Raw genomic sequence first — 13,646 nt, 5'->3', positions numbered from 1 at the left:
CCGCCACCGCCGTTGCCGCGCGCACCAGCGTGTGTTCCTTCTGCGCCTGCTGATACAGATCCGTCGCCTGCGTGAGTTCGAGACGCGTGAGCGCGTTCAGCTCGTCGCGCATCGGGCCGTAGGCCGGCTTCACTTTTTCCAGATACGTCTGCTGCGCGCCTTCGGCCGAGCCGACCCGCAGCATCTCGACCGTCTTTTGCAGACCGTCGCTGGTGAAGCGCTGACGAATCACGTCGAAGCGCTCGGCCTGCGCCCGCGTGTTGGCGTCGACCGTCTTCATGTACTCCGCCCACTGGCGGTTGATGTCGTCGAGACTGCCTGCGATCTCGTCACCCGCGCGCTTCATCGTGTCGAGGTTCGGGCTGCCGACGGCCTCGGCCACGAGCCACACGTCGCGATCGAGCTTCTGCCCGATCGTGCCCAGCGTGCTCACCGGCACCATGCCGTTCTGATACACCTGCAACAGCTTGGTGTTGCTGCTCGACACGCCCCACAGGCCCAGCCCGCCGACGATCGCAAGCAGGACCGCGCCGAGCACGATGATGCCGGTCAGCCGTGCGCGCAACGTGTCCAGACGCACGCGACGCGCGAGCGCTGCAATGCCGCCACGCTCGACCTGACCGCCGCGAATACGCAGGCTGCCGGCCTGTCCGCTGCGAAAGCGCGCGTAGATATCTTCGGCTTGCGCGGTAGCGCCTGCGGCCGGACGCACACGTACGGACGTATAGCCCACCACCGCGTTGTTTTCCAGCGTCGGCGTGACGGTGGCCAGCACCCAGTAGAAGTCGCCGTTCTTGCGGCGGTTCTTGACCAGCCCGGTCCACGTGTCGCCGCGCTTGATCGTCTCCCACAGATCGCCGAAGGCCTCGGCGGGCATGTCGGGATGGCGAACGATGTTGTGCGGCGACCCCAGCAGTTCGTCGCGCGAATAGCCGCTCACCTCCACGAAGGCGGGATTGGCGTACGTGATCCGCCCCTTCAGATCCGTCCGAGAGATCAGGTACTGATGCTCGCCGATGACGAATTCGTTCTGGGTAACGGGCTGGTTATCGCGCACGTGCTCGGTCTCCGTGGACTGGGGTGAGTGGGTTATGTCTGTAAGGGTGACGCGGCGGGTGTCTCGGCCCGCCTGCTGATTGGCGCCTTGGCGTCTCGCTGCCTTTGCCGTTACCGGCGTCGGCCTGACTTAGTTCGTCACTTAGCTCGCCAGACGCTCGATGAGCGCCATGTCGTCGCTGGTCATCAACTTCTCGATGTCCATCAGGATCAACATGCGGCCTTCGACCGTGCCCAGCCCCGTGATGTACTCGGTGGCCAGTTGCGCGCCGAACTCGGGCGCCGGCTTGATTTCGCCGCGTGCGAGCGTCAGCACGTCGGACACGCCGTCGACCACCATGCCGACCACGCGACCCGCCACGTTCAGAATAATCACGACCGTCTGCGTGTCGTACTCGACGCGGCCCAGACGGAACTTGATGCGCATGTCGACGATCGGCACGATGATGCCGCGCAGGTTGATCACGCCCTTGATGAAGTCGGGGGCGTTGGCGATGCGCGTGACCGCGTCGTAGCCGCGAATTTCCTGCACCTTCAGAATGTCGATGCCGTACTCCTCTTCACCGAGCGTGAAGACGAGAAATTCCTGGCCGTCGCCATCGGTCTGCATGGCGCCTGCGTGGCGCGACACGGCCTGCTCTTGCGAAAGGTTGTCCATCTAACGCGTCTCCGACTTCAGTTGAAGATGGTGGCGGCGGCCGAACGCTGGCCGCGCTGGAGCGCCGCCACATCGACGATCAATGCCACACTGCCGTCACCCATGATAGTGGCGGCGGAAATACCGTGAATACGGCGGTAATTGGTTTCGAGGTTCTTCACCACGACTTGCTGCTGACCCACCAGCTCGTCGACGAGCAGCGCGAAGCGGCGCCCTTCGGCTTGCAGAATGACGATGATCCCCTGCGTCGGATCGAGACGCGCTTCGGGCACGTCGAACGCGCGGTACAGCTCGACGAGCGGCAGGTACTCGCCGCGCACCAGCACGACCTGGCCTTCGCCGGTCACCGCACGGATGTCGTCGCGACGCGGTTGCAGCGACTCCATCACGAAGTTCAGCGGCAGGATGAAGATCTCCGGGCCGACCTTGACGGACATGCCGTCGAGAATAGCGAGCGTGAGTGGCAGCACGATGCGGATCGTGGTGCCCTTGCCGCGCGTGGAGAGAATCTCCACATGGCCGCCCATCTGCTGGATGTTTCGCTTGACGACGTCCATGCCCACGCCACGGCCCGACACGTCGGTCACGGCTTCGGCGGTGGAGAAGCCCGGCGCGAAGATCAGTTGCCAGACTTCCTCGTCGGCCATCGAGTCGGACACGTTCATGCCCTGCTGCTGCGCCTTGGCGAGAATCTTCTCGCGACGCAGCCCCGCGCCGTCGTCGCTCACTTCGATAACGATGTTGCCGCCCTGATGCGCGGCGGACAGCACGAGCTGGCCCACAGGGTCCTTGCCCGAGGCCACGCGCAGTTCGGTCGTCTCGATACCGTGGTCGAGGCTGTTACGCACCAGGTGCGTGAGCGGATCGATGATGCGCTCGATCAGGCTCTTGTCGAGTTCGGTCGCCTGACCGAACGTGACGAGTTCGATCTGCTTGCCGAGCTTGGTCGCGAGATCGCGCACCAGACGCGGGAAGCGCGAGAACACGTAATCCATCGGCATCATGCGGATGGACATCACGGCTTCCTGCAAGTCACGCGCGTTGCGTTCGAGCTGGCCCATGCCGTTGAACAGGCGGTCGTGCAGCATCGGATCGAGGCTGCTGGCCGTCTGGGCGAGCATGGCCTGCGTGATCACCAGTTCGCCCACGAGGTTGATGAGCTGGTCGACCTTTTCCACGCCCACGCGAATCGAGCTGTTCTCGTGACCGGCAGCACCGCCGGCGGCGGGCGCCGCGGCACGCTTTTCGGGCGGATGATGCGCGCCGTTTCCGCCACCGGAGGCGGCGGCCGGCGGTGCCGCAGGCGGCACGACGATCGGTTCGGCCGCAGGCGGCGGTACGACGGCTTCGGGCGCTGCCGGTGCAGCAGCGACCGGCGCCATGGCCACGGGCACTTCGATCGGTGCGGACGCGGCCGGGGCCGGCGTGAAGATTTCGGACGTCTGCACCTGGGCGGCGACGGGTGCAGGGGCGGCTGCGGGTGCCGCCACCGCCGACGCGTCCTGCACGTCGATCTGCGACGGCTCGATCACGAAGCAGCACACGGCGAGGATGTCGTCGGCGCCGCAGGTGGTATCGAGCCACAGGTGCAGCGCGTCGCCGACCGACTGGCGACCGGCCACGGTACCGAGGTTGCCCAGTTCTTCCGCGAGCAGCGTCTGATCCTTTTCGCCCACGCCGGTGAGCGTGACCTTCAGACGCGTCTGGCCCGGCGGGATGGCGCCGCTCGGCGCACCGCTGGCGTCCGTTGCGGGCTCAGCCGCTTCGGCCGGTGCGGCAGGAGCCGCCACGGGTGCGGGGGCTGCGGCTTGCGTGAACGGCGACGTGGGAGCGGCGGAAACCGGTGCGCCCTCACCTTCGGCGGCCAGTTGCTGGAGTACGGCGCAGATGCGCTTCATTGCCTCGGCATCGGGCTCACTGGAGGCGCGGTAGGCATTCAACTGTTGATGCAACACGTCTTTGGTTTCCAGGAAGGTATCGACCATCTCGGTGCGCAACTGCAATTCGCCTCGACGTGCGCGATCGAGCAAGTTTTCCAGCAAGTGTGTGGTTTCGGTCAGCGCGGTGAAACCGAACGTCGCAGCGCCGCCCTTGATCGAGTGCGCCGCCCGGAAGATCGCGTTCAGTTGCTCGTTATCGGGCGCGCTGACGTCGAGCGCAAGCAGGAGGTGCTCCATCTCAGCGAGCAACTCTTCCGCTTCATCGAAAAAGGTCTGGTAGAACTGGGTGATATCCACCGGTTTCCTCGTGCTAACTTGGTTGTGCCATCGACGCCGTCGACTTCATCGTCAAGCGCCTTCGCCGACGAGCGAACCGACCACGTCGAGCAATGCTTCAGGGTCGACCGGCTTGATCAGCCAGCCGCTGGCGCCCGCATCGCGGGCAGCCGTCTTGTAGGCGCTGTCGACTTCCGTCGTCAGCACCAGAATGGGCGTTTGCGCGAACGTGTCGAGCTCGCGCAGCGCGCGGATGAGCGACAAACCGTCCATGCCGGGCATGTGCTGATCGGTCAGCACCAGATCGAAGCTCGCGTTCGACGCCAGCGCCAGCGCTTCCTGCCCGTCGCGGGCGGTCGTCACGGCGTAGCCGGCTTCGTCGAGCGTTGCCGCCAGAATCTGACGCATCGACGCGGAATCGTCGACGGCGAGAATCGTGTTGCGAATGGCCTGCATGCGTCTCCTCTTGTCGGTTATCGCGGACTCGCGCCCGGCGCCGTGGGGGCTGTCGGCGGTGCGGGGGGCGCGGGCAAATTCGGCACACCCGGCACGGCCGGCAGCTCGCCGCTCATGGCTGCGCTCACCGCGTTGCTGCCTGCGCCGCGTGCGTTCGCGGCGTCGATGGTCGGTTGATCGACTTCGTGCTTGACCGACTGCTCGGCGCGGCGGTTGAGCACGATGATGCTGATGCGACGGTTGATCGGGTTGTAGGCGTCGTCGCGATCGAGCGGCACGGTGGACGCCAGTCCAACCACGCGCAGCACCTTCTCGCCATCGAGACCGCCCGCAATCAGTTCGCGACGCGACGCGTTCGCGCGATCTGCCGACAATTCCCAGTTGCTGTAGCTCTTGTCACCTTGCGCGTACGCCGTGGCGTCGGTGTGACCGGACAGGCTGATGCTGTTCGGCACGCCGTTGAGCGACTTGCCGATCTCGCGCAGGATGTCGCGCATGTACGGCTGCACCTGCGCGCTCGCATTGGCGAACATCGGACGGTTCTGGTCGTCCACGATCTGGATGCGCAGACCTTCCGTCGTCACGTCGATGAGCAGTTGCTTGCGGAACTGCTTGAGCGTGGGGTTACTTTCGATCGCTTTCTCGATGCGCGCTTTGAGATCGCGCAAACGTTGTGCGTCGGCACGCTCGGCCATCTCGGCCGTGGTCGCGTTACGCGCGCGCGCCTGATCGCCGCGCGCCTTCTGGCCGTCGGTGCGCGTGGTGTCCGTGCCGCCGCCCGGGATCACGCCGCTGTTGTCGGCGGCGTTACGTCCGCCGGTGAGGGCGACCTTGAGCGGCGTGCGGAAGTATTCCGCGATACCGGTGAGTTCCTTGCTGCTCACGGAGCTGAGCAGCCACATCAGCAGAAAGAACGCCATCATGGCCGTCATGAAGTCGGCGTACGCAATCTTCCACGCGCCGCCGTGATGGCCGTGCCCGCCGGCTTTGCGGCGCTTGACGATGATGGGCCGCTCTTCTTTCTCGCTCATTGCGCTCGCCCGTCAACGTGCCTTGACCTGTCGCACGTGCTCTTCGAGCTCTGCGAACGATGGACGTACGGTGGAATACAGCACCTTGCGGCCGAACTCGACCGACAGGGCCGGTGCGTAACCGTTCAGGCTGGCGAGCAGCGTGACCTTGATGCACTCGTAGAGCTTCACCGACTCGTTGATGCGGTGCTCGATGAGTTGCGCCAGCGGCGAGATGAAGCCGTAGGCGAGCAGAATGCCGAGGAAGGTACCCACGAGCGCCTGCGCGATGAGCGCGCCGAGAACGGCCGGCGGCTGGTCGGCGGACGCCATCGTGTGCACCACGCCCATCACGGCCGCCACGATCCCGAAGGCCGGCATGGCGTCGCCCGTCTTTTGCAGACAGTGGGCAGGCACTTCGCCCTCATGGCGGTACGTTTCGATTTCGTGATCCATCAGGTTCTCGATTTCGAACGCGTTCATGTTGCCGCTGACCATCAGTCGCAGATAGTCGGTCAGGAATTCCATGATGCGCGGCTCGCCCAGAATGCGCGGGTATTGCGAGAACACCGGGCTCGATGCCGGATCTTCGACGTCCCCTTCGATGGCGAGCATGCCGTCCTTACGCGCTTTCGCGAGCAGCACGTACAGGAGCGCCATCAGCTCCATGTACAGCTCTTTGGTGTATTTCGAGCCCTTGAACAGCATCGGCAGCGCTTTCATCGTCGCCTTGATCGCCTTGCTGTTGTTGCCCACCACGAACGAGCCGACGCCCGCGCCACCGATGATCAGCAGCTCGGTCGGCTGAAACAGCGCGCCCAAGTGGCCCCCGCCAATGACGAAGCCGCCAAAGACCGATGCCAGAACGATGATGTAACCAATGACGACAAGCACTGCCGGATACCTCTCGCAAAAATACGTCTACGGAAAAATGTCCTTCCTGTTCAGAGGGCTTAACGGCAGACACGCAGGGAAACTGTAGGGGCGGGATTACCTCAGGGTGTTCTCGTCGGGCAGCCCGTTCAGGCGGCCAATGGGGAAACGTCCGAGTCCGGCTCGGCGGATGCCACGGCCGGCGCCAGATCGGCGGCGTGCGCGTGTTTTGCTTTCCGGGTCTTTCCGGCGCGCGACGGCGGCTGGCACAGGCCGCAAACGTACTGACCATGCGGCTCGTGGGCGTGCGTGACGAAGTGACCGCCGCAGCGCGTGCACGGCGTCATCTGCAACATCTTGCTGTCGAAGAAGCGCACGAGCGTCCACGCCCGGGTAAATCCGAGCACCGCTTCCCAGCCATGCAATTCCACGTGTTCCAGGTACAGGCGATAAGCCTTCACGATGGCCTCGATGCCCTGGCAGCCGCCGTATTGCACGAGGTGGCGGTAGATGTTGTGGAAAAGCGACGAGTGGATATTGGGCAGCCACGTCACGAACCAGTCGGTCGAGAACGGCAGCATGCCCTTGGGCGGCGACGCGCCCTTGAGTTCTTTATAGAGTTTGATGAGCCGGTCGCGGCTCAGGCTCGTTTCCGCTTCCAGCAACTGGAGGCGGGCGCCGAGTTCGATCAGTTCGATGGCCAGCTGAATCTCGCGGGCCTCGAGAACGACGCTTTTGGTACGCATATACAGGCTTCCTGGCAAATCACGCCAAGCGCAGTCCGCTCATACGACAGGGACGGCGCGAGGCGTGCGTCGCGTATGTCGTACGTTCAGCCGATCTGCTCGACGGGCTGACCCGCGAGCAGAATCGAAGCGTGCGACTGCTGCATACCCACGTCTTTCGCGCCGTGCGTGAGGCTCGAAAGAATTACGTGGTCGTCGAATCGAAATCGGCACAAGAGCTGGTTCGACCCCGCGAACTTGACGAGTTGTGCAAGGGTCAGGCTGCCGAGGACGTCGGCAAGCTGGTCGCTGATGCCCAGGCGGAACATTGCCGCGGCGCGATCCTCACGGATCAGGCGCTGAGCCAGGACGAGGTAGGAGAGATTCAACTCACGAATCTCATTCAGTGTTTCGCTGTTTCGCATGCGGCCCCCCGGCGCAATGGATGAATCTGGCGGTACTACTGTCTATTCCCTCGCATTGTGGACAAGGGCGAAAGATAAAGAAATCGGAGAAAAACTACAGAAGGGAGCAAGAAAAGCGGGAGTTTTTTGTAGGAATTTTTCCTACACGCGAGGCGCGCAGCAATCCGACGACGCGCTCGGGGGGAACGTTCGATGACAGAGTGTGACCGCTTCATGAAAGTGTCACGAAGCTACGCTCTACTACCTGACTGTATTTCGGCGGACTTTTGCCGAACTTTAGCCATCCTTGCAAAAAATTTCAGGGGGGCTTCTGCGAGGATCGGCTGAATCGTACTTTGCCTATTTCGTAGGCACCGGAACAGCCCAATTACAAAGTGTTACAGATGTAGTGGGGCGCGCCGAATTCTAAGTTTGGAAGCCGCGCTCTGGTTCCGGTTCCCGAAGATTTGCAGGGAATCGCGAAGCGCCATCTTACAAATCCTTCCAGACGCGCTCGTCTCGTTATTCTCGTTTCGTCAGTCAATACCTGACTGACGCCTGATATCCGGCGACGTTCCCGCCATCACGTCTTGACGATGCGTTGAGGAAAACTACCGGACTGAGCGCAGTACACCCGTCAGGCAGTGCCCGCCGCAGGCGGCAGGGCCGGTCCGGCACGGCGGATCAGTACCGTGTGGAAGCACCACGAGAGCACGCCGCACACCGCCATGACGGCGGCCATCGGCACCGCCGAGCGCGCGTGTAACAGACCGACGGCGGCACCGGCGCTGGCGGCGGCGAGGAACTGCAATGCGCCGAGCAAGGCCGATGCGGCGCCTGCGCGTTGCTGCTGACGGTTGAGCGCTTCGGCAATGGCGTTCGGCTGCGAGAAGCCGAGGCTCGTCACGTAGGCGAACAGCGGCACCATCAGCCCGATGAGTCCGCCGAGCCGCAGCGCCGCCACGGCCAGCATCAGCAAGCCGAGAATCGCGACGAGATTGTTGGTCCGGCGCAACACGGCAGCCGGCCGACGCGTACGCAACAGGTACGCGTTGATTTGCGAACCCGCGATGATCCCGCAGGCATTCAGCCCGAAGAGCCAGCCGTAATTCGCCGGATCGATGCCGTACAGGTTGATGAAGACGAACGGCGAGCCGGTGATGTACGCGAACATCCCAGCCTGGGAGACGCCCCCGGCCAGCGCATTGCCCATGAACTCGCGATCGCGCAGCAACGCCCCGTAGTTATGCCACGCCGTGGCCAGCCAGTTGCGCGCCTGCTTCGCCGCCTGACGCGTCTCGGGCAACCAATAGACGGCCATCGCGAAACACATCGCCCCGAACACCGTCAGGCCCCAGAAAATCCAGCGCCAGCCAACGAAGTTGAGGACTTGCCCGCCGACGAGCGGCGCGAGAATCGGCGCTGCGCCCATGATGAGCGTCATGCGCGACAGGACACGCGCCACCGTCGCCGTATCGAACAGATCGCGCGCCATGGCCCGTGCGATCACGAAGCAGGCGCACCCGCCGACGGCCTGAATGAAGCGGCTGACGATCAGCGTCTCGATGTTCGGGGCAAGCGCGCAGCCCGCCGACGCGAGCGTGTAGAGCGCCAGACCGGCATACAGCGGACGCTTGCGACCGTAGCGATCGGCAAGCGGGCCGTGCAGCAACTGGCCGAGGCCCAGCCCGATGAAGAACGATGCGAGGGAGAACTGCACCGCCGCGTCCGTCGTATTCAGTTCGCGCGCGATGCTCGGCAACGCCGGCAGGTACATGTCGATCGACAGCGAGCCGATGGCCGACAGGATGCCGAGAACGAAAACGGTGCGGAAAGTTTGAGCGGGCATTGAGCGAAACCTAGGGTAATCCCGAATCATACGGCATTCCCCCCGGCTTCGCTTAAAAAATAAGCAGAGGATGCCCGAGGGCTTCGGACATCCTCCGGCGGGTCGTCGGCGTCAGGCCGTCTTCGCTTCGTGGAGGCCCAATGATTCGACCATCTGCTCACGCATGATGAATTTCTGCACCTTGCCGGTCACCGTCATCGGCATTTCGTCGACGAACCGGATGTAGCGCGGGATCTTGTAGTGCGCAATCTGATCCTTGCAGAACGCCCGGATATCGTCCTCCGTCGCGCTCTGTCCCGGTTTGAGCACGATCCACGCGCAGACCTCTTCGCCGTACTTCGCATCCGGCACGCCGAACACCTGCACGGCCTGCACCTTGGGGTGACGGAACAGGAACTCCTCGATTTCGCGCGGATAGATGTTCTCGCCGCCGCGAATGAGCATGTCCTTCACCCGGCCGACGATGTTGCAATAGCCCTCTTCGTCGAGCGTGGCCAGATCGCCGGTGTGCATCCAGCCGTCGCGAATCGCTTCGCGCGTGCGGGGTTCGTCGTCCCAGTAGCCCTGCATCACCGAATACCCCTTGGTGCAGAGTTCGCCCTTTTCGCCGACGGGCACGATCTCCCCTGCGGCATCGACGAGTTTGACTTCGAGGTGTGGCTGCACGCGCCCGACCGTGGTCACGCGCTTTTCGAGCGGATCGGTCGTCGTGGTCTGGAACGACACCGGACTGGTCTCCGTCATGCCGTAAGCAATCGTCACTTCGCCCATGTGCATCTGATCGATCACGCGTTTCATCGTCTCGATGGGGCACGGCGAGCCGGCCATGATGCCTGTGCGCAGCGTATCGAAGTGGTAATTGCCGAAGTCCGGATGATCGAGTTGCGCGATGAACATCGTCGGCACGCCGTGCAGTGCCGTGCAGCTCTCCTCAGAGACGGCCGCCATCGTGGCCTTCGGATCGAACGCTTCACTGGGGAAGATCATCGTCGCGCCCGTCGACACGCAGGCGAGCACGGCGAGCACCATGCCGAAGCAGTGATAGAACGGCACCGGAATGCACAGGCTGTCACGCTCGGAGAAGTCCATCGCCATGGCGATGTAGCGACCGTTATTGACGATGTTGTGGTGCGTGAGCGTCGCGCCCTTCGGATTACCGGTCGTGCCGCTCGTGAACTGGATGTTGATCGGCTCGAAGCAGTCGAGCCCATCGGAGATTTTGCGCAGCGCGTCGAGGTTGGCGTCGGCGCCGAGCGTCACCACGTCGCTGAAATTCATCATGCCGGGGGTGGTCTCCATCCCCATGCGGATGATGGTGCGCAGCGTCGGAAACTTCTCCGACTGCAACTGGCCGGGGGCGCACGTCGCCAGTTCGGGCGCGAGCACGTTCAGCATGTCGAGGTAGCGCGAGGTCTTGAACGACTCCGCCGCGACGAGCGCCTTGCAGCCGACCTTGTTGAGCGCGTATTCCAGCTCGGCCATGCGGTAGGCGGGGTTGATGTTCACGAGAATCAGCCCGACACGCGCGGTCGCGAATTGCGTCACCAGCCACTCCACGCGATTCGGCGACCAGATGCCGACGCGGTCGCCCTTCTTCAATCCGAGGGCAATGAGCCCGGCGGCGAAGGTATCGACGTGTGCGATGAACTCGCGCCACGTCCAGTCCACCCCCTGCTCGCGAAACACGACGGCCTGACGCTCCGGAAACTTCGCCGCCGTCTCGGCAAGCAGTCCGAATACCGTGAGCGTCGACAGCGGTACGGTGGTATCACCCTTCACATACGACAGTCCATTACGAGGTACAACGCCCGCACCTTCCCGGCTTTCCATGCTTTTGTCTCCTGAAGCACTGCTGAAGTGGTGAATGCTGTCGCGTGACGACGATGACGCCGTCCGCCCCGGTGACGCGCGGTGAGGTCGAGGTGGCAGACGCTGTTGGCGCTGCCAGCGCAATTGGCACGAATCGCACGAATGGCGCGGGTGGGGCCTCCGGTGCTTTTGGCACCTCGGCCGCAGGGGTTCGGCCAATACTCGCCGACGGGGATTACGTCTCGCTGACGAAGGGCCTGCCTATCGCTGATATCACTGATTCAAGCGATGGAAAGCTTCTCTTCATAACAATAGCGCGTCACACAGAATTGACGTTTACGTTAACGTAATTTAAGTGACGAATCGAGTGGGGATGGCCCTGATGCAGGCAAGTCGCACCCCGTGTGCCGTGTGCTCGGGTGCTAGGTGCACCAGACGCTGATCGTGAATTCAACGCTGCGGACGCGCAAAAACAAAAGCCTCAGACATTCTCATGTCCGAGGCTTTCACCGTCTCGACGTCGCGACGCGCGTTTTCTCAACGCCTGCCACAACGCTTTGACTGACATTGCACGGCGCGCGGGCCGTACAACGCCGGAATTTACTTCTTCGAGCGCAGCTTCGAAATCGCAGCGAGTTGTGCCATCGCCTCGGCCAGTTCGGCCTGAGCGGTTGCGTACTCGATGTTCGATTCCTTGTTCGACAGCGCTTCTTCTGCACGGCGCTTGGCTTCGTTAGCCTTCGCTTCGTCCAGATCCTTACCGCGGATGGCGGTGTCGGCGAGCACGGTCACCGTGCCCGGTTGCACTTCGAGAATGCCGCCTGCGACGAAGACGAAGTCTTCGTTACCTGCTTCGTCCTCGATGCGCACCGCACCCGGCTTGATACGCGTGATCAGCGGCGTGTGGCCGGGCAGAATACCCAGCTCGCCGGCTTCGCCGGGCAGCGCCACAAAGCGCGCCTTACCCGAGAAGATTTCCTCTTCCGCGCTGACGACGTCTACGTGAATGGTTGCCATAATCGCTCCCGTTGAGTGTGATGAAGCGGCAGGCGCGCTAGTCCGGACATCGTCGTCCTCGCTTCGCTACCCCGCCCCGCAACAGTCACCTGCCGGACTTCGGTGGCGTCTCTCGCGAGACCCCGCCGTTGCCCGGCACTCAACCGTTTACTGCATCTTCTTGGCTTTTTCGAACGCTTCGTCGATCGTGCCAACCATGTAGAACGCCTGCTCCGGCAGGTGGTCGCACTCACCGTCGACGATCATCTTGAAGCCGCGGATCGTTTCCTTGAGCGGAACGTACTTGCCCGGCGAGCCCGTGAACACTTCTGCCACGTGGAACGGCTGCGACAGGAAACGCTGGATCTTACGCGCGCGGGCCACGGCGAGCTTGTCGTCCGGCGACAGTTCGTCCATACCCAGAATCGCGATAATGTCGCGCAGTTCCTTGTAACGTTGCAGCGTCGATTGCACGCGACGGGTCACCGTGTAGTGCTCTTCGCCAATCACGTTCGGGTCGATCTGACGCGAGGTCGAGTCGAGCGGGTCGACTGCCGGGTAGATACCCAGCGAGGCGATGTCACGCGACAGCACGACGGTGGCGTCCAAGTGACCGAAGGTGGTTGCCGGCGACGGGTCGGTCAAGTCATCGGCAGGCACGTACACGGCTTGCACCGACGTGATCGAGCCGGTCTTGGTCGACGTAATACGCTCTTGCAGCTTACCCATTTCTTCAGCCAGCGTCGGCTGATAGCCCACGGCCGACGGCATACGGCCGAGCAGTGCCGACACTTCGGTACCGGCCAGCGTGAAACGGTAGATGTTGTCCACGAAGAACAGCACGTCGCGACCTTCGTCGCGGAAGTGCTCAGCCATCGTCAGACCGGTCAGCGCCACGCGCAGACGGTTGCCCGGCGGCTCGTTCATCTGGCCGTACACCAGCGCGACCTTGTCCAGAACGTTCGAGTCCTTCATTTCGTGGTAGAAGTCGTTCCCTTCACGGGTACGCTCGCCCACACCGGCAAACACCGAATAACCGCCGTGTTCCTTGGCGATGTTATTGATGAGTTCCATCATGTTCACGGTCTTGCCCACACCGGCGCCACCGAACAGACCCACCTTGCCGCCCTTGGCGAACGGGCAGATCAGATCGATAACCTTGATGCCGGTTTCGAGCAGTTCCGTCGACGGCGACAGCTCGTCGAATGCCGGAGCCTTCTGGTGAATCGAACGGGTGTGTTCCTTGGCGATCGGACCGGCTTCGTCGATCGGACGGCCCAGCACGTCCATAATGCGGCCCAGCGTCGGCTTACCGACCGGCACCGTGATCGGCAGACCCGAGTTTTGCACCGTCATACCGCGGCGCAGGCCTTCGGAGGAACCCAGACAGATGGTACGAACCACGCCGTCGCCCAGCTGTTGCTGGACTTCGAGCGTCAGTTCCGAACCTTCCATGGTGAGCGCGTCGTAGATCTTCGGCATGCTGTCGCGCGGGAACTCCACGTCGATAACGGCGCCGATGCACTGTACGATCTTGCCTTCAATCAAAGCAGTACTCATCGCTTTTCCTTTAGATACTCAAATTCATTTCGCC

Annotated in this window: 12 protein-coding genes; all 12 read right to left on the bottom strand. The window is 63.0% G+C overall.

The genetic code is table 11. The features are described from left to right. A partial coding sequence (locus A9762_RS06050) for a Tar ligand binding domain-containing protein (protein ID WP_139133109.1) occupies nt 1-1,057 on the bottom strand: 1,057 nt, incomplete at its 3' end. A 141-nt stretch (nt 1,058-1,198) separates the two neighbouring features. After that, complete coding sequence (locus tag A9762_RS06045; protein WP_047906364.1) at nt 1,199-1,714, bottom strand: chemotaxis protein CheW; 516 nt, start codon at nt 1,712-1,714, stop codon at nt 1,199-1,201. A gap of 17 nt (nt 1,715-1,731) precedes the next feature. Continuing rightward, nucleotides 1,732-3,951, bottom strand: a complete 2,220-nt coding sequence (gene cheA, locus A9762_RS06040; protein ID WP_069341126.1) for a chemotaxis protein CheA — start codon at nt 3,949-3,951, stop codon at nt 1,732-1,734. Nucleotides 3,952-4,002: 51 nt separating this feature from the next. Continuing rightward, a complete protein-coding gene (locus tag A9762_RS06035; protein ID WP_069341125.1) occupies nt 4,003-4,386 on the bottom strand; it encodes a response regulator in 384 nt (127 codons plus the stop codon). A 17-nt stretch (nt 4,387-4,403) separates the two neighbouring features. Beyond that, nucleotides 4,404-5,417: a flagellar motor protein MotB gene (motB, locus tag A9762_RS06030; RefSeq protein ID WP_069341124.1), complete on the bottom strand. Its 1,014-nt coding sequence runs from the start codon at nt 5,415-5,417 to the stop codon at nt 4,404-4,406. 12 nt (nt 5,418-5,429) lie between these two features. Then, complete coding sequence (gene motA, locus A9762_RS06025) at nt 5,430-6,290, bottom strand: flagellar motor stator protein MotA (RefSeq protein WP_023598342.1); 861 nt, start codon at nt 6,288-6,290, stop codon at nt 5,430-5,432. A gap of 128 nt (nt 6,291-6,418) precedes the next feature. Next, a complete protein-coding gene (flhC, locus tag A9762_RS06020) occupies nt 6,419-7,015 on the bottom strand; it encodes a flagellar transcriptional regulator FlhC (RefSeq protein ID WP_069341123.1) in 597 nt (198 codons plus the stop codon). 86 nt (nt 7,016-7,101) lie between these two features. Continuing rightward, nucleotides 7,102-7,419 carry a flagellar transcriptional regulator FlhD gene (gene flhD, locus A9762_RS06015; protein ID WP_023598340.1) on the bottom strand — a complete coding sequence of 106 codons (318 nt, stop codon included), beginning with the start codon at nt 7,417-7,419 and terminating at the stop codon, nt 7,102-7,104. A gap of 616 nt (nt 7,420-8,035) precedes the next feature. Beyond that, the gene (locus tag A9762_RS06010; protein WP_069341122.1) at nt 8,036-9,247 is read right to left on the bottom strand and encodes a Bcr/CflA family multidrug efflux MFS transporter; all 1,212 of its coding nucleotides are present in this window, start codon (nt 9,245-9,247) and stop codon (nt 8,036-8,038) included. Nucleotides 9,248-9,358: 111 nt separating this feature from the next. Continuing rightward, nucleotides 9,359-11,077 (bottom strand): AMP-binding protein, encoded by a 1,719-nt coding sequence (locus tag A9762_RS06005; RefSeq protein ID WP_069341121.1) that lies wholly within the window; start codon nt 11,075-11,077, stop codon nt 9,359-9,361. 579 nt (nt 11,078-11,656) lie between these two features. Further along, nucleotides 11,657-12,073, bottom strand: a complete 417-nt coding sequence (locus tag A9762_RS06000) for a F0F1 ATP synthase subunit epsilon (protein ID WP_069341120.1) — start codon at nt 12,071-12,073, stop codon at nt 11,657-11,659. 147 nt (nt 12,074-12,220) lie between these two features. Continuing rightward, nucleotides 12,221-13,612 carry a F0F1 ATP synthase subunit beta gene (gene atpD / locus A9762_RS05995; RefSeq protein WP_069341119.1) on the bottom strand — a complete coding sequence of 464 codons (1,392 nt, stop codon included), beginning with the start codon at nt 13,610-13,612 and terminating at the stop codon, nt 12,221-12,223. Nucleotides 13,613-13,646 lie beyond the last annotated feature (34 nt).

This window comes from Pandoraea sp. ISTKB, from assembly GCF_001721285.1.
Lineage (GTDB): Bacteria > Pseudomonadota > Gammaproteobacteria > Burkholderiales > Burkholderiaceae > Pandoraea > Pandoraea capi.
Note: the sequence above shows the minus strand (reverse complement) of the source record. Positions and strands in the feature narration are given on the sequence as shown.